The organism is Bradyrhizobium sp. A5, assembly GCF_042076515.1.
Taxonomy (GTDB): domain Bacteria; phylum Pseudomonadota; class Alphaproteobacteria; order Rhizobiales; family Xanthobacteraceae; genus Bradyrhizobium; species Bradyrhizobium cosmicum.
Genome location: NZ_CP148990.1, coordinates 1023913 through 1048361, shown reverse-complemented (window position 1 = coordinate 1048361; position 24449 = coordinate 1023913). Strand labels below are relative to the sequence as shown.

Here is a 24449-nt window from a genome sequence, read left to right as displayed (position 1 = left end):
TCTAGTAGCCGCTGTTGTTCGCCGCGCCCGCGCCGCCAAAGCGGCTGGCGGAGAACGCACCGACCAGTTCCGGCTCGAGCGCGCCCTGCGCAACCATGCGCGCGATCTCGAAGGCGTGGTTGGAGGCGAGCGTCACGCCGGAATGGCAGCAGGCGACGAAGGCGCCGGGATGCGTCTCCGACTGGTCGTAGATCGGAAAGCCGTCCTGCGGCATGACGCGGATGCCGGCCCAGCTCCTGACCACGTTGAGCCGCGAAAGATGCGGGAACATGCGCTGGGCGCGATCGGTCATCACGGCGCTGATCGAATGCTTCAGCGTGCGGTCGTCGAGCTCGTCCTCCTTGCTGTCGCCGATCATCACCGTGCCCTCGTCGGTCTGGCGGATCGTCGTCAGCGGATGCGGCAGGAACGGCATGGTGCGTTCGGTCACCACGATCTGGCCGCGGGTCGGCCCCATCGGCGCGTAGAGACCGACCATCGACGCCAGCGTCTGGTTGGCATTGCCGGCAGCCAGCACGACCTTGGGGGCGCGGAGCTCGCCCTTCGGCGTGGTCAGGCGGAATTCGCCGCCGCTCTTGCTGATCGCCGAGACCGGGCGCTCCGGAAAATAGTCGATGCCGAACGCCCTGAAGCCGGTGTGGAAGGCACGGAACGTACGCAGCGAATTGACGTGGCCGTCGAGCGGGCAATAGCTGCCGCCGGAGACCTCCGGCCCGATCAGCGGCAGCGATTTCTTCACCTCGGAGGCGGTGAGCATCTCCATCTTGTAGTCGGCCGCACCGGTCTGGTTGTGCATGCGCTTGACCAGTTCGGTGCGCTGGTCGAATTCATCGTCGCCGAGCGTCAGATGGAAGCCGCCATTCTGCTGGAGGGCAACGTCGAGCCCGGTCTGCTGCTTCAGCTCCGAGGCGAGCCGGCCCCACGCTTGTGATGCCTGCACGGTCCAGACCGTGTAGGCGGGCATGCCGAGCCCTTTGCTCTGGACCCAGACCAGCGCGAAATTCGCACGCGAGGCACGCTTGGTAATGTCGCCTTCGTCGAGCACGGCGACGCGCTTGCCGAGCCGTCCGAGGCCCCAGGCAATGGCGGAGCCGAGCAGTCCGCCGCCGACGACGGCGACGTCGTAATCCGTTCGCATAGATTCTCCTATCGTCCCGTATCGCCCTTGCCGGCGAGCACACGGTCGAGCCCGTAGAAGCGGTCGAGCAGAATGAGGGCGGTCATGGTGATCGCGATCACGCAGGCCGAGACCGACGTCACCAGCGGATCGATGTTGTCCTGGATATAAAGGAACATGCGCACCGGCAACGTTTCGGTCCCCGGTGCCGCAAGGAAGACGGTCATGGTGAGATCGTCGAAGGATTGGATGAAGGCGAGCGCCCAGCCGCTGATGACGCCGGGCAGGATCAGCGGCAGCGTCACGCGGCGGAACAGCGTCCAGCCGCCGGCGCCAAGCGAGACAGCCGCCATCTCGACCGTGCGATCCATGCCCGTTGCGGCCGCCAGCGTCAGCCGCAGCGCGAACGGGAACACGATGATGACATGCGCGATGATCAGCGCGGCAAAACTGCCGCCAAGGCCAGCCGAAGTGAAGAAACGCAGGAAGGCGATGCCGAGCACGACATGCGGGATCATCAGCGGCGACAGGAACAGCGCGGCGAGCGCGTCGCGGCCGCGGAAACGATAGCGCGCAATCGCGAGCGCGGCGGGCACCGCGAACAGCAGCGCCACGAAGGACGACAGCGCGCCGAGACCAAGGCTGACCCAGAAGGCGTGGATGAATTCAGGATAGTTGCCGATCGCCCTGAACCAGCGCAGCGAGAAGCCGTTGGTCGGCAGCGAGAGGAAGCCCTCGGGCGTGAAGGCGACGAGGCAGACCACGAGGATCGGCGCCACCATCACGATGACGAAGATGGTGTGGAAGATCAGCGCCAGCGGGCCGTTCCGTCTCATCGGAACACCTCGGCATAGCGGCGTTCGATCAGCGCGTTGCTGCCGACGACGATCAGCACCAGCGCGACAAGCAGGAGCGTCGCGACCGCGGCGCCGAGCGGCCAGTTCAACGTATTGAGGAATTCGTCATAGGCGAGCGTCGCCGCGACCTTGAGCCGGCGACCGCCGATGATCGCGGGCGTCGCAAACGCACTGGCCGAGAGCGAGAACACGATGATCGCGCCCGACAGCACGCCCGGCATGATCTGCGGCATGATGATGCGGCGGATCGTGGTGATCGGGCCGGCGCCGAGCGACATCGCGGCATTCTCGATCTGCGGATCGAGTCGCTGCAGCGCCGCCCACACCGACAGCACCATGAACGGCATCATGACATGCGCGAGTGCGATGACCATGCCGGTCTCGGTGAACATGAAGGGAATGGGAGAGCGGATCACGCCTGCCGACATCAGCAGCTTGTTGACGAGGCCGTTGTTGCCGCCGAACAGCAGCGCCCAGCCGAGCGTGCGCGCCACCACGGAGATCAGCAGCGGCCCGAGAATGACCAGCAGGAAAATACTCTTCCAGCGGCCGTCCATACGGTTGAGAATGTAGGCCTCGGGTGCGCCGAGCAATGCGGTGAGCAGCGTGGTCAGGATCGCGATCCGAAACGTCCGCCAGAACATCTCCGCGTAATAGGGGTCGGTCGCGATCTCATGCCAGTTCTTGAGGATGAAGACCGGCTCGATGCCCTTGTACTGGCCCCAGTCGTGGAACGACAACATCACCGTCATCGCCAGCGGAATCATCAGCACGCCGACGAACAGCATCAAAGCCGGCGCCGTCAGCGCCCAGGGCGCACGTGCGTTGCGCTCGTCGGCGGCCGTGCTCATGCGGAAGCTCCGCCACGCACGCTCATGTCCTCCGGACGCCAGGCAAGGCGAACGGCCTCGCCTTCGGCCGGCTGCCGCTCGCCGTCATTCTGACGGATCACGATCGCCGGGCCGCATTCGCTGTCGCACTGGAACAGCCAGTGATTGCCCTGGAAGATGCGTGTGACGATTTTGGCGCTGAGACCGGTATCGCCAAAGCCGATCCGCTCCGGACGGATGCTGACGGTCACGGGGCCGTTGAGACCAGCCGGCGCCGGCGCGCTCCAGGAGCCCGCCGTTACTCGCGCTTGCACGGCAGTCCGATCGATCGTCGCGGCAAAATCGTTGGTCTTGCCCAGGAACTGCGAGACGAAGGCCGAGGCCGGCCGCTCATAGGTCTCCTGCGGCGAGCCGATCTGCTCGATCTTGCCCTGGCTCATCACCACGATGCGGTCGGACAGCGACATCGCCTCGTTCTGGTCGTGGGTGACGAGGATGGTGGTCGTGCCGATGGTGCGCTGGATCTGGCGCAGCTCGATCTGCATCTCCTCGCGCAGCTTGGCGTCGAGGTTGGACAGCGGCTCGTCGAGCAGCAACACGCTCGGCTTGATCACCAGCGCCCGCGCCAGCGCCACGCGCTGCTGCTGGCCGCCAGACATGCGGCGGGGATGGCGGTCCTCGTAGCCGGCGAGCCCGACCATCGCCAGCGCGGCGCGGACGCGCTCGGCCCGCTCACTGCGCGGCACCTTGCGCATCTCCAGACCAAAGGCGACGTTCTCCGCCGCAGTCATGTGCGGAAACAGCGCGTAGCTCTGGAACACGATGCCGAGCCCGCGCTTGGCCGGATGGATCGCGGCGAGATCCTTGCCCTCCAGGCGGATCGCGCCGCGCGTGGGATCGAGGAAGCCCGCGATCATCTGCAGGGTCGTGGTCTTGCCGCAGCCGGACGGGCCGAGAAAGGAGATGAACTCCCCCTTCCCCACCGACAGACTGAAGTCGTCGACCACGGTCTGCGCGCCGAACTCCTTGGCGACCCGATCGAGCTCGAGATAGGCCATCACGCTGTCTCCGCTACGAACGATCAGATCAACGCTCGACCTCGCGGTTCCAGCGCTTGGTCCATTCCTCGCGCTTGTCGTTGATGACGGTCCAGTCCGGATTATAGAGCTTTGACGCGCGCTCGCCGATCGGCGCCATCTTGCCGAGCTCGGGCGGCACTACCAGCGATTTCAGCACCGGGCCATAACCGTAGTCCTTGAGCAGCACGAGCTGGATCTTCGGCTCGAGCAGCATCTTGATGAAGCTCGCGGCAAGCGGCGAGGCGTTCGGCTTGGTGATCGGACACGCCGTCGTCAGCAGCGTCGCCGCGCCCTCCTTCGGATAGACGAAGTCGACGGGGAAGCCGGTGTTGGCGAAGCTCTGCACGCGGCCGGTGCCCCACACCGCGATCACCGCCTGGCCGGACTGGAACAACTCGGTCATCTTGCCCGGCGACGGCTCATAGGCGAGCACGTTCGGATTGATCTGCTCCTTGAAGATCTTGAAGCCGGAATCGACGTTGGTCTCGCCGCCGCCGTTCATCTTCGACAGCATCACCAGCGCTTCCAGGCCATAGGTGTTGTTGATCGGCGGAATGACGAGTTGCTTGGCGTATTTCGTGTCCTTCAGGTCGTTCCAGGAGGTCGGCGGCGCCCAGCCCTTCTCGGCAAACACCTTGGTGTTGTACATCAGTCCGGTGGCGACGATGCCGATCGCGACCGCACGATAGTCCTTGAAGCGCGCGGTGTCGTAGAGATCGGCCGGCAGGCCGTCGAGCTTGCCGCAGAAGCCGAGCTGGATCGCCTGGTACATCGGGCCGTCGTCGACGATCGCGACGTCGATCTGCTGGTTGCCTTTCTGCGCCTGGAGCTTTGCCAGCGTGTCGGTGGAGTTACCGGCGACGTACTCGACCTTGACCCCATTCTCCTTCTCGAAGGTCGGGATCACCTCGTCCCGGATGGTCTTCTCGAACGAGCCGCCGTAGCCGGCGACATAAAGCGTTTTCTGCTGGGCCGAGGCGGCCGAAATGCCGGCGGCGAGCGCCGCGATGCTGACCGCTGTCAGAAGGCGAAGAGTCTTCATGTGATCCGATCTCCATACCGGAATGAGGTGACGTGCCGACAAATCTCCGACTGAGGCGCCTTCCGCATTCCCTTCCGCGCAAAACCTCCGGACAGGGCTACGGTCCCCGTTCGGCGGGTTTTGGCGCGATCTGGAGGTTTGAACCCCTCAAACCTGCCGAAAAAGCGGGCTGTCTCCAGTCCTGATGAAAAAGATTGCAAACCTATACTTCCATCGTCCAATGAATAATGGCACCCTCTGCATGCCAAAATGTTATGAATGGAAATCAGGATGGCCCGGATCAATTCGCGGCAGGTGGAAGCCTTCCGGGCGACAATGCTGACCGGCAGCGTCACCGAGGCGGCCGCGCTGATGACCGTAACGCAGCCGGCGGTCAGCCGGCTGCTGCGCGACCTCCAGGCGCTGTTGAAGATGGAGCTGTTCGAGCGGCGCGGCACCGGCCTCGTGCCGACCGCAGCAGCAATGGCGCTCTATACTGAAGTGGAGCGCTCCTTCGTCGGCCTCGAACGCATCACCGCGGCGGCCGAAGAAATCCGCGGCCGGCGCACCGGCTCGCTGCGAATTGCCGCCCTTCCGGCACTGTCGAACGGCTATCTGCCGCGGCTCACCGGGCATTTTTTGAAAGAGCGACCCAACCTGAATCTCGCCTTCTTTGGCGTGATCTCGCCCATCGTGGTCGACTGGGTCCTGAACAATCAGTGCGACGTCGGCTTTGCCGAGGTCCCGATTGCGCATTCCGGCCTGCCGAGCCAGAAGCTGCCGGCGCCCGCGCGCGTCGCAGTGCTGCCCACAGGCCATCGTCTCACGGAAAAAGAAGTTCTGGAACCGCGCGATTTCGAGGGCGAGACCTTTATCTCGCTGTCGGCGGGATCCTCGAGCCGGCACCTCGTCGACCAGATCTTCCATCGTCACGATGTCCGCCGCGTGCTGCGTGTCGAGACCGCGCTGTCGGAGATCATGTGCGGCATGGTGTCATCAGGGCTTGGCGTCGCAATCTGCGATCCCTTCACGGCGCAGGAATTTTCCACCCGCGGCGTCGTCGTGCGCCGCTTCCTGCCGCGCATCGACTTCGAATTCTCCGCGGTATTCCCTGCGCAGCGCAGCCCCTCGCCTGTGGCGCTGGATCTGGTCGAGACCATGCGCAAGGCGCTCGTCGAATTCGACGAGCCCGCTCTCAGCCGTTGAACGCGGCCTGCGCCTCCGGCAGGTCCCAGATCTTGCCGATCGCCGCGGTGCCGGCTGCGGTGATCGCCGCTTCGTCGGCGCCGAGATAGCGGCCGGCATCGACCAGCATGCGGCCATCGACCATGACCTGATCGATATTGGCGCGGTTGGCGAGCGCGATCAGCGCGCGGCGCGGATCGAACAGCGGCTGCAGATGTGGATGAGTGAGATCGACGACGGTAAGGTCAGCCGTCGCACCCGGCTCGATCCGGCCGAGGTCCGGCCGCTTGATGACGTCGGCGGCAACCGCCGTGTTCGCCTCGATCAGCTCGGGCGAGTTGGCGACATCGGCGCGCTGCGACGTGATCTTGGAGATCAGCGAGGCGGCATTGAGCTCGCCGAGCAGATCCATGTTGTAGCCGTCGGTGCCGACCACGGTGCGGACGCCGTGCTCGGCGAAGCGGCTGAAGGCGGCAGTGACGCCGGCGCGCGCGAACACGCGGGGGCAATTCAGCACAGTCATGCCGCGCAAGGCCATCAGCTTGAGATCGTCGTCGCTGCTGAACATGCAATGCGCCGCCATCAGATCGGGGGCGAGCAGGCCGAGCCAGTCCAGATATTGCGCCGGCGTGCGACCGCCATAGCGCTTGCCGATGGTCTCGACCTCGGCGCGGCTCTGCGCCATGTGCGTGGTGATGGGAACCCCGAGTTCGCGCGCCCGCGTCGCGCAAGCCTTCAGCAGGTCGGGGCCGCAGGTGTCGGTCGCGTGCGGGCTCATCGCAAGGCCGATGCGGCCGTCGCCGCGATTGTTCCAGCGCCGATAGAGCGCGTCCCACGTCGCCATGTCGGCGGTACCGTCATCGCCGGAATACTGAACGACACCATCGGGGCCGGCCTTGGCGTCGGACGTCGAGAACAAATAGGGCGCGCCGTAGAAGCGGATGCCCATCTCCTCGGCAGCATCGAACATCTCCGGGATCGAATTGCGGAACGGCTCCATCACGGTGGTGGCGCCGCCCTTGAGAAGCTGGAGGATACCGAGGCGCGCCACCGCAAGACGCTCCTCCACCGACAGAAGCTCGGCGCCGCGCTTGGTCAGCGGCAGCAGCACCGTATAGACGATGCTCTGGTTATTTTTTCGGCCGTTGCCGTCCTCGCTGTGGCTGCGCGCCACCGCTTCAGAGAAGCCGTGATTGTGCAGGTTCAACAGGCCCGGCAGCACGAAGCGGCCGGGTCGATCATAGACCTGATCCGCGCGCGGTCTGTCGCGCGTGATGGCGGCGATCTTTTTGCCTTCGATCAGGACCCAATGGTCGCGCAGCACATCCTGCGCGCCGTCCTTCCGTGACAGCACATAGCTGCCGAAGATTGCGATGGTGCTCATGCGGGGCGTACGTTCCAGAAGACGGCGGTGCCGTCGAGAATGCCGGTGATGGCTTTGCGATGGGCGGTCGGCTGCTTGTACAGGCCGATCGGAATATAGGGGATTTCCTCGAACGCCACCGCCTGGATCTCGCGGCAGATACGCTGCTGCTCGGCGAGATCGGAGGCCGCCAGCCACTGGCTGCGCAAGGGTCCCATCCTCTCGCTCGCATACCAGCCGGCGACCTTGCCTTCGCCGCGGATGTTGGTGTTGCCGGCCGGGTTGAGCCAGTCAATGCCCTGCCAGTTGCCGACCGCGGCGCTCCAGCCGCCTTGCCCGATCGGATCCTTCTTGAGCTGGCGCTGCAGCACGACGGCGAAATCGAGACCGGCATATTCGACGTTCATGCCGGCCTTGCGCAGGCTGTCGACGGCGATCTCGCCGAGCGGCTTTTGCGCCAGCGAGTTGGTGGGGACGAGCAGCACGATCTTCTCGCCATTGTAGCCGGCGGCCTTGAGGTCAGCCTTGACCTTGTCGTAGTTGCGCGGTCCACGGAACACGTCGAGACCGACGTCGCTCGCCATCGGCGTCCCCGGGGCGAAGTAGCCGATCGGCGAGACCTGGAAAGCCGGATCGGTGCCCGCCACCGCGGTCATGAAAGCGGACTGGTCGATCGCGCCCAGCAGCGCGCGGCGGATGGCGGGATTGTCAAACGGCGGCTGCAAATGATTGAGGCGAAGCATGCAGGCGTAGCCGCGGGGATCGAGGATACGCGTCTCGATGTCGCCGGCGGCCTTGACGATCGGCAACAGATCGTGCGGCGTCGTTTCCTGCCAGTCCTGCTCGCCGGTCTGGAGCGCGGCGACGCCGGTGCCGGCGTCAGGCGTCGTGGTCCAGACCACGCGATCGTAGTGCACGATCTTCGGCCCCGCGGTCCAATCCGGCTTGCCGTCGGTACGCGGCTGATAGCGCTCGAATTTGGCATAAGCGTTGCGGGCGCCCTGCACGCGCTCGTCGGCGAGATAGCGGAACGGGCCGCTGCCGATCACTTCGGTCAGCGGCTTGAACGGGTCCTGGCTCGCCAGCCGCTCCGGCATCATGAAACAGGGATTGATCGCGGCCTTGCCGAGCGCCTGCGGCAGCAGCGGGAACGGACGCTTGAGACGGAAACGGATGGTGCGGTCGTCCGCAGCCAAGAGCTCGGCAGTCGCATCCATCAGCTCGCCGCCAAAACCGTCGCGCGCCGCCCAGCGGCGGATGCTGGCGACGCAATCGCGCGCGAGCACACGTTCGCCATCGTGCCAGAACAGGCCATCGCGCAAGCTGAGGTCCCATTGCAGCATGTCACCGGAGATGGCGTGGCCCGACAGCATCTGCGGCGAAACCTGGAGCGAGGAGCTCATGCCGTAGAGCGTGTCGTGGACCATGAAGCCATGGTTTCGCGACACCTGCGCGGTCGAATAGATGGGATCGACGAAGGCGAGATCGATGACGGGGATGAAGCGCAGTGTGGATTGCGATTCAGCACGCACGATGCCCGGCAGCGACAACGCCGGCACTGCGGCGGCAGCCTTGAGGAGCGAGCGGCGGGAGATAGGCATGACAAGAGGCTCCTGAAGGATCTTAGATGTTCAACAAGACGGCGCCGATCGCGGCCGCGACCGCCTGCTGCGCAGGCTCGATCACGGGCACGCCGACGGCTTCCGCAATCGCCGCGCGGTGCGAGGCCATGCCGGCACAGCCCATCACCACGACATCGGCGCGGCATTGGGAGACCAGCGCGCGGCCGGCCTCGATCAATCGTCCGCGGATATCGGCGCCAGCCGTCTCCGCCGCCCTTGCGCCGACCGACCAGCTCCCGGCGTAGCGGCTGTCGACACCCATCACCCGCGCCATGCGCTGCTGGCGACGGATGCTTGAGGGCGACAGCGCGATGACGCCAAAGCGCTCGCCCAGCATCAGCGCGCGGAAGATGCCGCACTCGGCGATGCCCAGCACCGGGCGTCCGCCGGCGGCTTCACGCACCGCATGCAGGCCGGGATCGCTGAAGCAGGCGAGCACGAAGGCATCCGCATCGTCGCGCGTGACGCGATTGACCAGCGGCATCACCACGCTGTCGGCATCGCGCTGCGAGCTGATGCTTGGCGGCCCCTCGGCAAGCCCGACCACCTCGATGTCAGGCCCGCCGGCGATGCGCAGCGGTGCGACTGCCTCGTCGATCGCTGCCGTCACCGACGCCGACGAATTGGGGTTGATGACGAGGATACGGCAACGGCTCATTGCGTGTTTCAACGGTTGGCCGCCTCATGGCGCAGGAAGTTTTCCGCGATTTTCTCGCCGGTGGTGATCCAGACGTCCGGGCACGACTTTGCGTAGGTCAAGAACTCGCGCAACAGACGCAGCCGCATCGGACGGCCGCTGCATTGCGGGTGCAGCACGGTCGTCACCATCGCGCCCCAGTCTCTGGTCTCGTCGAGCTCGTCCTTCCAGATCGACAGCACGTGCTCCTTCGGGAAGATCGAGCGCGGGCTGAAGCGCGCGGAGAGGCCGTGCATCCAGTCGTCGTAGCTCGCGGTGACCGGCAGCTCGATCGTGCCCGGCTTGCCGTCGGCGAGGCGATGGCGATAGGGCCGCACGTCGTCGCGGAACGAGGATGTGTAGACGATACCGTGCCGTACCAGCGCGACCCGCAGCTCTTCCGTGAACTCACCGTAAGGCGCGCGATAGCCGGTCGGCCTAACGCCGAGCCGGCGCTTCAGCGCCTCGAAGCCACGCTCCAGCTCTTCCTCGATCCAGGGATCGCCGGGATCGGGCAAGAGATGATGATAGCCGTGATGGCCGATCTCGTGGCCAGCCTTGAGGATCGACTCGGCCATTGCCGGATGCGCGTCGACCGACCATCCCGTGACGAAGAACGTCGCCTTGAGATCGAGCTGATCGAGCAGCTCCAGAAGTTTCGGCGTGCCGACGCGGGCCTCGTAACCGCCATAGCTCATGGTGATCAGCCGCTGGGCGTGACCTGCGTCCTTGCTGGTCCAGGCGCTCTCCGCGTCGACGTCGAACGACAGGAACATCGCCGATCCGTACGGCTTCGGCCACGGATATTCCGGCGCGGGATCTGCGGTGTTGGCCGGGATGAGCGGAATGCTCTGGAGTGCTTTACTGTCCAGCATTGATGGTCGCCTTCTCGAGTGCGTTGTCAGTCAATTTCCACTTGGCAAGCAGGGTCTTGTAGGTGCCGTCGGCGATCAGCGCATCGACCGCCTCCAGCATCGCCTGCTGCAGCGCCTTCTCCTTGACCGGAATGGCGATGCCGATGAACTGCTGCGCGATGGGAGTGCCGACCGGCGTGTAGGCGCCCGGCTCGAGGTCCATGATGTAGGGCAGCGTCTCGCTACCCTGCACGGCGGCATCGATGCGACCCTGCTTGAGCTGGGTGCGCGCGTCGGCCGAACCATCGGTGCCGACGAAGACGACCGGCGTGCTGCCGCAGCTCTTCTCGCTCCAGGCATTGATCATGGCCGGAAACATGGTGCGGCGGCTGGCGCCGACCTTCTTGCCGCAAAATGCGGCCATGTCCTTGAACTCCGCCGCGCGCGACTGCTGCACGAAGAAGTGCGGGCCGGTTCGCAGATAGTCGATGAAGGTCGCAGTCTCGTGCCGGCTGGCATAGTCGGTAAAGCCGGAGAGGATCGCATCGACACGGCCGGTCGAGATCGACGGCATGAACTGGTCGAAGCTGGTCTCCTGCCATTCGATCTTCAAGCCAAGCTTCTTGCCGATGGCTTCGCCGAGATCGATGTCGAATCCGGACAGCGTGTTGCTGGCGGGATCGCGGAACTCCATCGGCGGATAGTTCGGCACCAGCGCGACCTTGATGCTGCCGCGCTTGGCAATTTCAGCCGGCAGCTCGATCGCAACAGCCGAAACGGTCATGACGCCAACCAGCGCCGCCGCAACCAACAATCTCTTCATCAACACGCCCCCATTGCTAGATCACTGCCGAAAGAAATGCCTTGGTGCGCTCCTCGCGCGGCGTGCCCAACACGTCGGACGCGCGCCCCTGCTCGACGATCGCGCCCTGGTCCATGTAGACGACGCGATCAGCGACCTCGCGGGCGAAGCCGAGCTCGTGCGTCACCACCATCATGGTCATGCCGCTCTTCGCCAGTTCCTTCATGACCCCGAGCACCTCGCCGACGAGCTCAGGATCGAGCGCGCTGGTCGGCTCGTCGAACAACATCAGCATCGGCTTCATCGCGAGCGCCCGCGCAATGGCGACGCGCTGCTGCTGGCCGCCGGAGAGCTGCGCGGGATACGAGTCGGCCTTGGCCGACAATCCGACGCGCCGAAGCAACTCGAGCGCCTCGGCCCGCACCTCGTCAGACTTGCGGCCCTGCACCTGAAGCGGTCCCTCGGTGATGTTTTCGAGCGCCGTCTTGTGAGGAAACAGATTGAAGCGCTGGAACACCATGCCGGTCTTCAGCCGCTGCCGGCCGATCTGCCGTTCGGTGAGCCGATGGAGCCGGCCCCCCTGCTCTCGGACACCAAGCAACTCGCCGTCGAGCCAGATGCCGCCGGCATCGATCGCGGCAAGCTGGTTGATGCAGCGGAGCAGCGTGGTCTTGCCGGACCCGGAGGCACCGATCAGGCACATCACCTCGCCGGGCCAGACGTCGAGCGACACATTTCCGAGAGCCTGGAACTCTCCAAAGTTCTTGGTGACGGAGCGGATCGCGACAAGGGGCTTTGTCATCGGCCGAACTGCAATGTACCGCGCGCGAAGCGGCGTTCGAGCAGCATCTGGAGCGGCGTCAGGATCGAGACCACGAGCAGGTACCAGAGCCCGGCGACGATCAGCAGCTCGATCACGCGGGAATTGGCGTAGTAGATGTTTTCGGCGTTGTGCAGCAGTTCCGGATACTGGATGACGCTTGCGAGCGACGTCGCCTTGACCATGCCGATGAACTCGTTGCCGAGCGGCGGGATCACCACGCGCATCGCCTGCGGCAGGACGATCCGACGCAGCGCGCGCAGCCGCCCCATGCCGATCGCCTGCGCCGCCTCATACTGCCCGATGTCGACCGACAGCATGCCGGCGCGCATGACTTCCGACGTATAGGCGCCCTGGTTGATGCCAAGCCCGAGCAGCGCGGCGAGGAACGGCGTCATGACGTCGACGGCCCGCGCGCTCCACAGGCCGGGAATCCCGATGGTCGGAAACACCAGCGCGAGATTGAACCAGAGCAAAAGCTGGAGGATCAGCGGCGTGCCGCGGAACAGCCAGGTGTAGCCGGCCGCGACGGTCTTCAGCACCGGATTGGGCGACAGCCGCATGACCGCCACGACGATGCCGAGGAAGATGCCGAGCGCCATCGCCAGCACCGCCATCACCATGGTGTTGACGATGCCCTCGAGAATGACTTTTGCGGTCAGGAAGCGGCTGACATAGGACCATTCGATCTGGCCGCCGGCGAAGGCGCGCACGATCGCGGCCAGCACGAGGACGATCAGGGCCGCGCTGAGCCAGCGAAACCAGTGCGGCTCGCGCGCGATCCGCATCCCCGACAAATCAGGGAAACCCTCCGCGAGTGCCGGCGCCGGCTTCATTGCGGCGCCGCGTTCAGCATGGGCTGGGCGACCGCGTTGGCCCCCAAGCTCCATTTGTCGAGGACGGCCTTGTACGAGCCGTCGGCGATCATCGCGGTGAGCTTCTCGGTCACGACCTCACGCAGGGCGGCATCGTCCTTGCGGAACATGATGCCTTGATATCCCTTGGCAAAGGGCTCGCCGACGACGCGGTATTTGCCGGGCTCCTGCGCTTGCGCATAAGGCAGTGTCTCGCTGCCCTGCACGGCCGCGTCGATGCGGCCCTGCTTGAGCTGGTTGCGGACGTCGATCGAATTCTCACCCGGGACGTACTGGATGGCGGGCTTGCCGGCCGGCTCGCAATTCTGCTTGCTCCACTTCTCGATCTCGACCGGGAAGCTGGTGCTGCGGGTGGTGCCGACCTTCCTGCCGCAGAGATCGGTCGCCGCCTTCGCCTCGGTGTCGGCCATCACGAAGAACTGCGGCCCGGTCGCGAGGTAGTCGACGAAATCGGCAGTCTCGCGCCGCGAGGCGCGATCGGAGATGCCGGAGATGATGAAATCGGCACGCTTGGTCTGAAGCGAGGGGATCAGCTCGGCGAACGGCGTCTCGCTCCAGACGATTTTGAGGCGGCCGAGCCGCTTGGCGAGTTCGTTGGCGAGGTCGATGTCGAGCCCGACGAGTTCATTGGTCGCGGGATCGCGGTATTCCATCGGCGCGTAGGTGGAATTGACCGTGAGCTTCAACGTACCCGCCTGCTTGATCTCCGCCGGAAGCTCGCCCGCCTGCGCGGACGTCACGGCAGCCAATGCTGCTAGCCCAAGAAAATGCGAGAGGCGTGTCATGTCAGCTCCTTTGCCAGCGCCGTGCAAGAGTCAGTCCGCGTCGAGAACGGCCGGCTCGATGACGCCGGCGCGCTCGGTGATCACCCGGTACTGCTCGGGCCGCCGGTGGGCGGCGAAGTTGAACATTTTGTCCTTGCCCTGGCGGCAGAGGTCGAGATCGATGTCGGCGACGATGACCTCGTCCGTGAGCGTCTGCGCCTGCGCGACGATGCGACCATTGGGATCGACGATGCAGGAGCCGCCGATCAGACCGGAGCCGTCCTCCTCGCCCGCCTTCGCCACCGAGATCGCCCAGGTCGCGTTCATGTAGGCATTGGCCTGCGTGACCAGCGTCGAGTGGAAAGTGCGCAAGGAAGCGTCCTCGGTGACGCCGCCATTGGGATCGTAGGCTGCCGAATTGTAACCAATGCAGACGAGCTCGACGCCCTGCAGGCCGAGCACGCGCCAGGATTCCGGCCAGCGGCGATCGTTGCAGATCATCATGCCCATGATGGCATGGGCCCAGGCCGATCCCGCGCGGAAGGCGGGAAAGCCGAGATCGCCATAGTCGAAATAGCGCTTCTCGAGCTGCTGATAGCGCGCACCCGGCCGCGGCTCGACCGAGCCCGGCAGGTGCACCTTGCGATAGCGGCCGAGGATTTCGCCGTCGCGGTCGACCAGGATGGCGCAATTGTAGCGGCGGCCATCGGGCGTCAGCTCGGCAAAGCCGACATAGAACCCGACGCGCAACGCACGCGCGCGATCGAACAGCTTCATCACGGCCGGGTTCGGCATCCCGCGCTCGAAATACTGGTCGAGCTCCTCGCCCTCCAGCAGCCAGCGCGGAAAGAACGTCGTGAAGGCAAGCTCGGGAAACACCACGAGGCCGGCGCCGCGGCCGGCCGCCTCTTCCAGCATGTCGAGCATCCGCTTCAGCGTATGCTCGCGCGTATCGGCCTTTTGCGTCGGCCCCATCTGAGCGGCGGCGGCGCGAAGAACACGAACCAAGATTGCCTCCAATCTGAGCGCAGTGCTGCCTCAATGGGCGAATGAACCCTCTGATGCGACGCGCAAATCCGCTCGCATTACGCGGAAGCGGGGCTGCAAAATCAATTCGTTCTGCTATGATCTTTCGGCCCTGAGTATAATCGGCAGTGATATGAACCTGCGCCAGCTCGAGATCCTGCGTGCCGTCATCCGCCATCGCACCACGGTGGCGGCGGCGGACGAACTGGCGCTGTCGCAGCCCGCGGTCAGCAATGCACTGAAGACGATGGAGGCGCAGGCCGGCTTTGCGCTGTTCGAGCGCGTCAACAACCGGCTGTTTCCGACCGCCGAAGCGATGGCGCTGTACAAGGAGAGCGAGGCGATCTTCGCGCTGCATGCCAAGCTGGAGAGCCGTGTGCGCGATCTGCGCGAGAATCGCTCCGGGCATCTCGCCATCGTCGCGACGCCGCCGCTGGCCTACAGCATCATCCCTTCGGCCCTGTCCAGCTTCCTGCGCCGCCGCCCGGAGACGCGCGTCTTCTTCGACGTTCGCCGTTATGAAGGCATCATCGAAGGCGTGCTCAGCCGCGTCGCCGAGCTCGGCTTTGCGCTCGGTCTGACCCATCATCCCGGCATCGCGCACGAGGTGGTGCACACCGGCGAGATGGTCTGCGTGCTGCCGCCGCAGCATCCGCTCGCCGACAAGCCCGTGATCTCGGCCGCGGATCTGTCGTGCCTGCCTTTCATCGGGCTCGAGCGCGGCACGCGGCTCGGCGAAGCCGTGCGCGACAGTTTTGCCCGTGCCGGCGCGCCGTTCCGGCCGACGGTCGAGGTACGCTACTGCAACACGGCCTGCGTGCTTGCGGCCGCCGGCGTCGGCGCCGCGGTGGTCGATCCCTTCTCGCCGTTGCAGAACGGCGGCGGCGGTCTCGTGGTCCGGCCGTTCACGCCGACCACGCACGCGGTGGCCTATATGCTATGGTCGGAAGCCGAGCCGCTGTCCCGCCTGGCCAAGGCCTTTCTCAGCGCAGTTCGCAAAGAAAGCTCGCTGCTGGAACGCACAGCGCCACACCAGCAACATGGGGCAGGAATCGACTGAGCTTGCGCCCGCGCGCGCAGCCTTTGACCGGGGAGGGCACATGGCACGCATCACCATCATCGAGACCGGGCAGGTCCCGCCAAAATACCGCGAGCAGCACGGCTCGTTTCCCGACATGTTCGAACGCATGGTCCGCGCCGAGGACCCGACGGCCACGGTCGAAATCGTCAGCATCCCGAATGGCGATGCGCTGCCCGATCCGGGCAAGCTCGAGGCCGTGCTGATCACGGGCGCCGCCGCCGGCGTCTATGACGGGCTCGACTGGATCGCGCCACTGGAAGATTTCGTGCGCGCCGCCTATGCGAACAAGACACCGATGGTCGGCGTCTGCTTCGGCCATCAATTGATCGCGCAGGCGCTCGGCGGCACGGTGCGCAAGTCGGAGAAGGGCTGGGGCATCGGCCGGCACGTCTATCAGGTGCTGCCCGAGAACGGCATCGTCGAGGGTGACGTTGTCGCGGTCGCCGCGTCGCATCAGGACCAGGTGATCGAGCCGCCGAGCGATGCGCTGACGATCCTCTCGTCCGGCTTCACGCCGCACGCCGGCCTGCTTTACGCCAACGGTACGACGCTGTCGGTGCAGCCCCATCCCGAATTCGACGTGGATTTCGCGCAAGTGTGCTGCGAGCTGCGCGACGGCAAGCTGCCGGATGATGTGGTAGCCTCGGCAAGGGCGTCGCTGGCGGAGCCGTTGGACAGCGCCAAGCTTGGCGGGGCGATCACGCGGTTCTTGGCGCGCAAATCCATCGCCTCATCCTGAGGAGCCCGCCAAAGGCGGGCGTCTCGAAGGATCGAGGCCCCCGCTGCCGCAGCGAGGCCCGCATGGTTCGAGACGCGGCTTTGCGGCTCCTCACCATGAAGATTAAGAGTTACTCAGAACGGATCCGTTCCCAGCCCCGCCACATCCGCGGGCCGCGGCCCGGGCGCGGCCCAGTGAAAGCGGCGATCCTTCTCCGCAATCGCGATGTCGTTGATCGACGCCTCGCGCCGCCGCATCAGGCCGTGCTCGTCGAACTCCCACTGCTCGTTGCCGTAGGAGCGATACCATTGGCCGCTGGCGTCGTGCCATTCGTATTGGAAGCGCACCGCGATGCGGTTGCCATCGAACCCCCAGAGGTCCTTGATCAGCCGATAGTCGTGCTCCTTCTCCCATTTGCGGGTGAGGAACGTCACGATGGCCTCGCGGCCCTGGAAAACCTCGGAGCGATTGCGCCAGCGGCTGTCCTCGGTATAGGCGAGCGACACGCGCACCGGGTCGCGCGAATTCCAGGCGTCCTCGGCCATGCGGGCCTTCTGCGCGGCGGTCTCTCGGGTGAAGGGCGGAAGCGGCGGACGCGACATGATGGCCTCATCGATCTGGTCGGGACCGCAAATCTATCGCCGCATCCGCCGGAGTCGAGTGGCCATCACCTGTCGGCCGATCACTTATCGGGCGATCAGGAAATCAAATCGGCCTTCATCAGCGTACGGATCGATTTCGGGATCGGCTGGGCGCGGCCGCCGCTGATGAAGGCGACGCGCACCTCGGCTTTCACCAGAACGTCCTCAGCCCGCCGCACCTCCTGCGCCAGCATGATCGAGGCGCCCTTCACCGCGACCGGCCAGGTCACGACATCGAGCACGTCGTCCATCCGCGCGGGCTTGAGGAAATCCAGGTGCATCGAGCGGACGACGAAGGCGAAGCCGGCATCCTCGGTCGCGGGCTGCTCGAACAGCGCCTGCTGTTCGGCGCCCATCAGCCGCAGATGATTGGTACGGCCGCGCTCCATGAAGCGCAGATAATTGGCGTGATAGACGATGCCGGAAAAATCCGTGTCCTCGTAGTAGACGCGGACCTGCATGTGATGGCGGCCGTCGCGGATCTCGCCGTCGAGATGGGCTGTCACGTCGCGAGCCTCTTTGCTTTTTGCAACCGGCCCGTTTTGCGCAAAAACGGCTGATCGCGCAAGCACGGTTACGCCACAACCGGTCCTCGCCCCAGCGTCACCTCGACGATCTCGGGCGGCACGCCGACGCGGACCGGCATGATGCTACAACCGAGGCCGCCGGAGACGATGACGTCGCATTTCAGCCGGAAATGACCATAAGCGAGCCGGAGGCCATGCTGCGGCGGAACCGCGGGCGACCAGCCAAGCAAGCGGATCTGGCCGCCATGGGTGTGGCCGGACAGCTGCAGCGCGACGCGCGCGGGCACGCGCGGCGCGATGTTGGGCTCGTGCGCGAGCAGGATGATCGGCGCGTCGTCGGTGACCTTGGCGAGCGTCGCGGCGAGGTCGTCGGCTCCGAAGCGCGCCATATTCCGGAACCGACGCGCCGGCAGAAAGGCGAGCTGATCGCCAAGACCGGCGAGCCAGAACGGGCGGCCGTCCTTGGTGAGACGCACGGCGTCGTTCTCGTAGACGGGAATGCCGGCCACCTCCAGCGCACGATGCGCGATGGTCGGGCCGTAGCCGGCCTGCTGCACGGTCCTGTCGTCCCAGTAATCGTGATTGCCCATGACGGCATGGACGCCGAGCGGCGCCTTGAGGCCGGCTAGCACCCTCGCCCATTCGCTCGACGGAATGATGCGCGTGACCTGGTGAAGAGCGGTGACATAGTCGCCGAGCAGCACGATGAGGTCGGCCTTCAGCGCGTTGGTGCGGTCAACAATGGCCTCGATGCGCTCCAGCGACATCCAGGGATCGCAGGCAGGATGTCGGCGATGACAGCGATCCTCAGCGGAAAATCCGCCGGCCATTGCCGCGGCGTCGGATGATAGCGGGTGACGCGAAGCCGCAGCACCGGCTCGACACCGACGGCATAAGCCGTGGTCGAGACGCCGAGGGCGGGCAGGACGCCGATGGAACGGATGAGATGCCGACGCGTGATCATGAAGGCCCGCTGATGATGCGCCTCCGTGATGCGGCTCGATTGGAGCGGAATTGGGGTGCGCTCGTGCAGATCGTCTGCACGAGATGACGGGACGTTCATGACGACCTGCCTCAGTCGCCGTCGCTCTCGTCCGTGCCGAACAGGCCAAACTGCGCCGCCGCATCGCGCGAGGGCTCGGCGATGCCGAGATGGCGGAAAGCATGCGTGGTGAGCAGGCGGCCGCGCGGCGTGCGCTGGAGATAACCGCACTGGATCAGATAAGGCTCGATGATGTCCTCGATCGCATCGCGCGGCTCGGACAAGGCGGCCGCCATCGTCTCGACACCGACCGGGCCGCCGCCATAGTTCATCGCGATGGTCGTGAGGTAGCGGCGGTCCATGGCATCCAGGCCCGCGGCGTCGACCTCGAGTGCGCTGAGCGCGTGGTCGGCGATCTTGCGGTCGATCTTGTCGGCATCGGCGGCGGATGCAAAATCGCGCACGCGGCGGAGCAGACGGCCCGCGATGCGCGGCGTGCCGCGGGCACGGCGCGCGATCTCGTTGGCGCCATCGCTGCTCATGCCGACATTGAGCACGCGCGCGCCCCGGGTGACGATGCTTTCGAGTTCCTCGATGGTGTAGAAATTGAGCCGGACCGGAATGCCGAAACGATCGCGCAAGGGATTGGTGAGAAGGCCGGCGCGCGTGGTGGCGCCGACGAGGGTGAATTTCGACAGCTCGATCTTCACCGAGCGCGCCGCCGGGCCCTCGCCGATGATCAGGTCGAGCTGAAAATCCTCCATCGCGGGATACAGCACCTCCTCCACCGCCGGGCTGAGGCGATGGATTTCGTCGATGAAGAGGACGTCGCGTTCTTCGAGATTGGTGAGCAATGCCGCGAGATCACCGGCCTTGGCAATCACCGGGCCCGACGTCGCGCGAAAGCCGACGCCGAGCTCCTTCGCCACGATCTGCGCCAGCGTGGTCTTGCCGAGACCCGGAGGGCCGACGAACAGCACGTGATCCAGCGCCTCGCCGCGCTTGCGCGCCGCCTCGATGAAGATCGAGAGGTTCTTGCGCGCCTGCTGCTGGCCGACGAAGTCGGACAGCGACTGCGGGCGCAGCGCGGTGTCGCCGACGTCATCGGATCGGCGCTCGGGCGAGACCATGCGGGGTGGCGTGTTCACTCGTTGCCCCTGCGGTACTTGTTCGGCAGCAGTTCGCCGATCGTGACCACCTTCGGAGCCCGGCCATCGTCAGGCACGATCACCTTCGCCTTGGCATCGTAATCATGGATCAGCTCGCGGCAGGTGCCGCAGGGCGAGACGACCGCGATGTTTCCGGGCTCGCCGGGCTTCGGATGGCGCACGGCGACGATACTCTCGATGCCGTGGTCACCGGTCTCGGTAATCGCCCGCCCGATCGCAATCGCTTCGGCGCAGATCGCATTGCGGCCGATATAGGCATCGATATTGACGCCGGTCACGATCCGGCCGTCACGGGTGCGCATGGCCGCCCCCACCTCCTGCCAGTCGTTGCGATAGCGCTGGCTGATCGCATTGGTCGCGGCCGCAATCAGTTCCTCATCCTTCTTGGTCAGCATGGGCGAAATATGGTCCCTGATCGGTCTGCGACGAACATAGCCTATTTCGCCAGTTCCTTCAGACCAAGCCGAATGAGCTGCGCGGTCTCGGCATTCTCGCCGGCGCTGCGCGAGGCCGAGGCGATCGCGGCGGCCGCCTGCGGCTGGCCGTAGCCGAGATTGACCAGCGCCGAGATCGCGTCCGCAACCGGCCGTGGGGCGCGCTGGTCGTCGACGGCGCCGGCAAGATGCACAACGGCCGGATCGACGTTGGCGAAGGCCGGCGCCTTGTCCTTCAACTCGGTGACGATGCGCTCGGCGACCTTGGGCCCGACGCCCGGCGTGCGCGCCACCGCGGCCTTGTCGCGCAACGCGATCGCGTTGGCGAGATCGGAAGGCGCCAGCGTGCTGAGCACGGCCAGCGCGACCTTGGCACCGACGCCCTGCACGGTCTGGAGCAGGCGAAACCACTCGCGCTCCTGGTCGGTGCGGAAGCCGAACAGTTTGATCTGGTCCTCTCGAACATACGTCTCGATCGAGAGCACGGCGGCCTCGCCGGGCGACGGCAGATGCTGCAGCGTGCGGGCCGAGCAATGCACCTGATAGCCGACGCCGCCGACATCGAGGATGACATAGTCCTCGCCGTAGGAGTCGATCAGGCCCTTGAGCTTGCCGATCATAGCCCCGCCACCTTCAGCCGCAGCGCCGTGCTCTGGCGGTGATGGGCGTGGGTGATGGCGATGGCGAGCGCATCGGCGGCATCCGCGGACGGCGGCTCGGCCTTGGGCAGCAAGATCTTCAGCATCATCGCGATCTGGTGCTTGTCGGCGTGACCGGCGCCGACCACGGTCTTCTTGACCTGGTTCGGCGCGTATTCGGCGACGCTGATGCCGAACATCGCAGGCGCCAGCATGGCGACGCCGCGGGCCTGGCCGAGCTTCAGCGTCGCAACGCCGTCCTTGTTTACGAAGGTCTGCTCGACCGCAGCCTCCATCGGCTTGTGGCCGGACAGGACGGCTGCAAGCCCTTCGTGGATCGCGAGCAGGCGGCTCGCCAGCGGCAGATCGTCCGGCGGTTCCACCGACCCGCAGGCGACGTAGATCAGACGATTGCCGTCAGCCTCGATCACGCCCCAGCCGGTGCGGCGCAGGCCTGGGTCGATGCCGATGATGCGAACGGGGCCACGAATCGGGAGCGCAGTCATGCGCCAGTGATAGCGGCTGGCTGCCGTGGGGGGAAACAGAAACAGAACGAAAGTAACAGGGGAAAGCGGGCCCCTACCCGCCCATCTTCGCCATCAGCGCGTCCGACACCTCGAAATTGGCGTAGACCTGCTGGACGTCGTCGTGCTCGTTGAGCAAATCCATCAGCTTCAGCAGCTTCTCGCCGGTCTCGTCGTCCACCGCGACCGTGTTCTGCGGCTTCCAGATCAGCGCGGCCTTGCGCGGCTCGCCGAACTTGGCTTCCAGCGCCTTGGCGACGTCGCGATAGCCTTCGGTCGAGGCGTAGATCTCGTGGCCGCCTTCGCCCGAGACCACATCGTCGGCGCCGGCCTCGATCGCGGCATCCAGCACGGCGTCGTCGGAGGCGACGCTGCGGTCATATTCGATGATGCCGGTGCGGTCGAACATGAAGGAGACCGAGCCGGTTTCGCCGAGATTGCCGCCGGATTTCGTGAAGAAGGAGCGGATGTCGGAGGCGGCGCGATTGCGGTTGTCGGTCAGCGCCTCGACGATGACGGCGACACCGCCGGGGCCGTAACCCTCGTAGCGGATCTCGTCATAGTTCTCGCCCTCGTTACCGAGCGCCTTCTTGATCGCGCGCTCGATATTGTCCTTCGGCATGTTCTCCTGGCGCGCCGCGGTAATGGCCGCGCGCAGCCGCGGGTTCATGTTGGGGTCGGGCGTCCCCAGCTTGGCCGCGACGGTGATTTCCCGCGCCAGCTTGCCGAACAGCTTCGACTTCTGGGCATCCTGCCGCCCCTTGCGGTGCATGATGTTCTTGAATTGGGAATGTCCGGCCATGCGGGTCTCGTTAAGAAATTGTCAGCCAAGGTGAGTGTGGGAAGCGCGGCCTTATAGGCTGCCAACCCACCGGAATGAAAGAGGCTCTACGACTTTAAGGTAGTACCGTAGTGTCCCGTGCCCAATAGTCAGGCACCGTTAACCATGACTTCATTCCGGCCTGCGAAAATAGCGTCCGCCCACCCTCCCACAAGAGTGACCCGATGGCGTTCGCATTATTTCGGAAGCGTCTGCCGGACGTGCCTGCGCCCGCCGCAGTCCCGCAGGCTGCGCCGTCGCCGGTCGATCCCGCGCCCGCCGGAGCTGCCGGGGACGATTCTGCCCGGGAAATCCTGGAATTGCTGGAACTCGAGCTCGGCGCCATGATCCGCCAGCTCGAGCGCGCCGCCAATTCGGTCGCCGGCGGCGCCGAGGCGACCGCCAACACGCTTGCCGCCATCCGCGACCGCACCGACGCCCTCACCGGGCGCACCAATGCGGCGCAATCGACCGCCTCCACCTTCGCGCATGCCGCCGACAAGTTCACCCAGTCCGCCCAAGGCATCGGCGCGCAGGTGCGCGAGGCCGGCAAGCTCGCCGACGCGGCCAGCGCCGCGGCCCAGGAAGCGCGCGCCAATGTCGACCGCCTGCGCGAATCCTCCGCCGCGATCGGCAACGTCGTCAACCTGATCGCACAGATCGCGCGGCAAACGACGCTGCTCGCGCTCAACTCGACCATCGAGGCTGCGCGCGCCGGTGCCGCCGGCAAGGGCTTCGCGGTGGTCGCCACCGAGGTGAAGGCGCTCGCGGTGCAGACCCAGGGCGCGACGGAAGAGATCACCCGGAAAATCGACGCGCTGCAGCGCGACGCCACCGGCTCTGCGGATGCGGTGCACCGCATCTCGCAGGCGATCGAGGCGATCCGCCCGGTGTTCGAGACCGTCAACGGCGCGGTCGCCGAGCAGAACGCCACCACCAGCGAAGTCTCCGGCAACGCCGCCAGCGCATCGGAGTTCATCATCTCGGTCGGCGAGAGCGCAGCCGAGATCGATGCCGCGACCAAGGCGGCCGAAACGCATGGCGAGAATGTCGCCAGCGCCGGCAGGGCCGTCACCACTTTCGCGCAGAAACTGAAATCGCGCTGCGCGGTGCTGCTGCGCCAGAGCGAGCACGATGACCGCCGCAAGACCGAGCGGCTGCCCTGCCATCTCAAGTTCGAAACCGCGCGCGGCGTGATGCCGGTCTATGAAATCGCGATGGACGGCGTGCTGATCGGCGGACCGGACGCCGGCCGGCTCGCGCCGCAGGCCATCATCGAGGGCAGCCTCGAACACGTCGGCGCCTGCCGCCTGCGCGTGACCGAGCAATCCAAGGCCGGCGCGCGCGCGCAATTCGTCAGCCCCAATGCCGCGCTAGCTGAGAAGATCGAAGACAGGCTCTGGTCGATCCACGAGGAGAACAGCGAGTTCGTCACCCGCGCCATGGAAGCTGGCACCGCACTGACCCGGATTTTCGAACAGGCGGTTGCACGCGGCGAGGTCAAGATCGACGATCTCTTCGACACTGATTATGCGGAGATCGCCGGCACCAATCCGCAGCAATATCGCACCCGATATCTGGACTGGGCCGACCGCGCGCTGCCGCCGTTCCAGGAAGCGTTTCTCGCGAGGGACCCGCGCATGGCGTTCTGCGCCATGGTCGACCGCAACGGCTTCCTGCCGGTGCACAACAAGATCTATTCGCATCCGCAGCGGCCGGGTGACGCCGGCTGGAACACCGCCAACTGCCGCAACCGCCGTATCTTCAACGATCCGGCGGGGCTCGCCGCCGCGCACAACCTGCGCTCGTACCTGGTCCAGAGCTATGCGCGCGACATGGGGAACGGGAATACGGTGATGATGCGCGAGATCGACGTTCCGATCCGCGTGCAAGGGCGGCACTGGGGCGGTTTCAGGACGGCCTACAAACTGTAGTGCACGCTCAGGCAAGACGCCGACGCGCGAATCACTTCTTTGAATAAAGTTGGAATGGGAATGCCGCGGAGAGCCGGCGAACGGCTCCGA

General features: G+C 65.7%; 25 protein-coding genes and 1 pseudogene. 4 read left to right on the top strand and 22 right to left on the bottom strand.

Annotation, left to right across the window (positions count from 1 at the left end; genetic code table 11):
* Position 1: 1 nt before the first annotated feature.
* From WHZ77_RS04870 to WHZ77_RS04850, 5 genes are read right to left on the bottom strand one after another with little or no spacing between them, the layout of a single operon-like run.
* On the bottom strand, positions 2-1138 hold the full coding sequence (locus WHZ77_RS04870) for an NAD(P)/FAD-dependent oxidoreductase (protein ID WP_375312633.1): 1137 nt from the start codon (positions 1136-1138) through the stop codon (positions 2-4).
* An 8-nt stretch (positions 1139-1146) separates the two neighbouring features.
* Entirely contained in the window at positions 1147-1953 is an 807-nt protein-coding gene (locus tag WHZ77_RS04865) for an ABC transporter permease (RefSeq protein ID WP_014439756.1), read from the bottom strand.
* Positions 1950-2825, bottom strand: coding sequence for an ABC transporter permease (locus tag WHZ77_RS04860; protein WP_375312632.1), 876 nt, complete (start codon positions 2823-2825; stop codon positions 1950-1952). Before WHZ77_RS04860 ends, WHZ77_RS04865 begins: the two co-directional genes overlap by 4 nt.
* Complete coding sequence (locus tag WHZ77_RS04855; protein ID WP_375312631.1) at positions 2822-3862, bottom strand: ABC transporter ATP-binding protein; 1041 nt, start codon at positions 3860-3862, stop codon at positions 2822-2824. The genes WHZ77_RS04860 and WHZ77_RS04855 overlap by 4 nt, the downstream gene beginning before the upstream one ends.
* A gap of 28 nt (positions 3863-3890) precedes the next feature.
* A complete protein-coding gene (locus tag WHZ77_RS04850; protein WP_375312630.1) occupies positions 3891-4925 on the bottom strand; it encodes an ABC transporter substrate-binding protein in 1035 nt (344 codons plus the stop codon).
* Positions 4926-5195: 270 nt separating this feature from the next.
* On the opposite strand from WHZ77_RS04850, the gene WHZ77_RS04845 reads away from it, so the two are divergent.
* On the top strand, positions 5196-6110 hold the full coding sequence (locus WHZ77_RS04845; RefSeq protein WP_375312629.1) for a LysR substrate-binding domain-containing protein: 915 nt from the start codon (positions 5196-5198) through the stop codon (positions 6108-6110).
* On the opposite strand, the gene WHZ77_RS04840 is transcribed toward WHZ77_RS04845, so the two are convergent.
* The 9 genes from WHZ77_RS04840 to WHZ77_RS04800 are packed head-to-tail and all read right to left on the bottom strand — an operon-like array spanning position 6100 to position 14840.
* The gene (locus tag WHZ77_RS04840) at positions 6100-7473 is read right to left on the bottom strand and encodes an amidohydrolase family protein (protein ID WP_375312628.1); all 1374 of its coding nucleotides are present in this window, start codon (positions 7471-7473) and stop codon (positions 6100-6102) included. The two genes, WHZ77_RS04845 and WHZ77_RS04840, sit on opposite strands and share 11 nt — an antisense overlap.
* Complete coding sequence (locus WHZ77_RS04835) at positions 7470-9053, bottom strand: ABC transporter substrate-binding protein (RefSeq protein WP_375312627.1); 1584 nt, start codon at positions 9051-9053, stop codon at positions 7470-7472. Before WHZ77_RS04835 ends, WHZ77_RS04840 begins: the two co-directional genes overlap by 4 nt.
* 22 nt (positions 9054-9075) lie before the next feature.
* Entirely contained in the window at positions 9076-9732 is a 657-nt protein-coding gene (locus WHZ77_RS04830; protein ID WP_375312626.1) for an aspartate/glutamate racemase family protein, read from the bottom strand.
* An 8-nt stretch (positions 9733-9740) separates the two neighbouring features.
* A complete protein-coding gene (locus WHZ77_RS04825) occupies positions 9741-10625 on the bottom strand; it encodes a polysaccharide deacetylase (RefSeq protein ID WP_375312625.1) in 885 nt (294 codons plus the stop codon).
* Entirely contained in the window at positions 10612-11427 is an 816-nt protein-coding gene (locus WHZ77_RS04820; RefSeq protein ID WP_375312624.1) for an ABC transporter substrate-binding protein, read from the bottom strand. Before WHZ77_RS04820 ends, WHZ77_RS04825 begins: the two co-directional genes overlap by 14 nt.
* A gap of 16 nt (positions 11428-11443) precedes the next feature.
* A complete protein-coding gene (locus WHZ77_RS04815; protein ID WP_375312623.1) occupies positions 11444-12208 on the bottom strand; it encodes an amino acid ABC transporter ATP-binding protein in 765 nt (254 codons plus the stop codon).
* Positions 12205-13062: an amino acid ABC transporter permease gene (locus tag WHZ77_RS04810; RefSeq protein WP_375312622.1), complete on the bottom strand. Its 858-nt coding sequence runs from the start codon at positions 13060-13062 to the stop codon at positions 12205-12207. Before WHZ77_RS04810 ends, WHZ77_RS04815 begins: the two co-directional genes overlap by 4 nt.
* Positions 13059-13886: an ABC transporter substrate-binding protein gene (locus tag WHZ77_RS04805; protein WP_375312621.1), complete on the bottom strand. Its 828-nt coding sequence runs from the start codon at positions 13884-13886 to the stop codon at positions 13059-13061. The genes WHZ77_RS04810 and WHZ77_RS04805 overlap by 4 nt, the downstream gene beginning before the upstream one ends.
* Positions 13887-13916: 30 nt before the next feature.
* A complete protein-coding gene (locus WHZ77_RS04800) occupies positions 13917-14840 on the bottom strand; it encodes an N-carbamoyl-D-amino-acid hydrolase (RefSeq protein WP_375314660.1) in 924 nt (307 codons plus the stop codon).
* Positions 14841-15024: 184 nt separating this feature from the next.
* Here WHZ77_RS04800 and WHZ77_RS04795 point away from each other — a divergent pair, with 184 nt between their 5' ends.
* Both WHZ77_RS04795 and WHZ77_RS04790 read left to right on the top strand, forming a co-directional pair.
* Positions 15025-15951 (top strand): LysR family transcriptional regulator, encoded by a 927-nt coding sequence (locus WHZ77_RS04795; RefSeq protein WP_375312620.1) that lies wholly within the window; start codon positions 15025-15027, stop codon positions 15949-15951.
* Between the two features lie 40 nt (positions 15952-15991).
* On the top strand, positions 15992-16711 hold the full coding sequence (locus tag WHZ77_RS04790) for a type 1 glutamine amidotransferase (RefSeq protein WP_375312619.1): 720 nt from the start codon (positions 15992-15994) through the stop codon (positions 16709-16711).
* Positions 16712-16824: 113 nt separating this feature from the next.
* Here WHZ77_RS04790 and WHZ77_RS04785 read toward each other — a convergent pair whose 3' ends face one another.
* From WHZ77_RS04785 to WHZ77_RS04750, 8 genes and pseudogenes are all read right to left on the bottom strand, one after another.
* Entirely contained in the window at positions 16825-17292 is a 468-nt protein-coding gene (locus tag WHZ77_RS04785) for a DUF1348 family protein (protein WP_375312618.1), read from the bottom strand.
* 95 nt (positions 17293-17387) lie between these two features.
* On the bottom strand, positions 17388-17792 hold the full coding sequence (gene ybgC / locus WHZ77_RS04780) for a tol-pal system-associated acyl-CoA thioesterase (protein WP_244623811.1): 405 nt from the start codon (positions 17790-17792) through the stop codon (positions 17388-17390).
* 113 nt (positions 17793-17905) lie between these two features.
* Positions 17906-18822: pseudogene (locus WHZ77_RS04775) on the bottom strand (metallophosphoesterase).
* Between the two features lie 110 nt (positions 18823-18932).
* A complete protein-coding gene (gene ruvB / locus WHZ77_RS04770) occupies positions 18933-19988 on the bottom strand; it encodes a Holliday junction branch migration DNA helicase RuvB (protein WP_162006146.1) in 1056 nt (351 codons plus the stop codon).
* Positions 19985-20404 (bottom strand): cytidine deaminase, encoded by a 420-nt coding sequence (locus tag WHZ77_RS04765; RefSeq protein ID WP_014439735.1) that lies wholly within the window; start codon positions 20402-20404, stop codon positions 19985-19987. Before WHZ77_RS04765 ends, ruvB begins: the two co-directional genes overlap by 4 nt.
* A gap of 41 nt (positions 20405-20445) precedes the next feature.
* Positions 20446-21063 (bottom strand): Holliday junction branch migration protein RuvA, encoded by a 618-nt coding sequence (gene ruvA / locus WHZ77_RS04760; RefSeq protein ID WP_014439734.1) that lies wholly within the window; start codon positions 21061-21063, stop codon positions 20446-20448.
* Positions 21060-21587, bottom strand: coding sequence for a crossover junction endodeoxyribonuclease RuvC (ruvC, locus tag WHZ77_RS04755; protein ID WP_014439733.1), 528 nt, complete (start codon positions 21585-21587; stop codon positions 21060-21062). Before ruvC ends, ruvA begins: the two co-directional genes overlap by 4 nt.
* Before the next feature lie 73 nt (positions 21588-21660).
* A complete protein-coding gene (locus tag WHZ77_RS04750) occupies positions 21661-22407 on the bottom strand; it encodes a YebC/PmpR family DNA-binding transcriptional regulator (RefSeq protein WP_014439732.1) in 747 nt (248 codons plus the stop codon).
* Positions 22408-22610: 203 nt separating this feature from the next.
* Between WHZ77_RS04750 and WHZ77_RS04745 the strand changes: the two genes are divergently transcribed.
* On the top strand, positions 22611-24359 hold the full coding sequence (locus WHZ77_RS04745) for a methyl-accepting chemotaxis protein (RefSeq protein WP_375312617.1): 1749 nt from the start codon (positions 22611-22613) through the stop codon (positions 24357-24359).
* Positions 24360-24449: the final 90 nt, after the last annotated feature.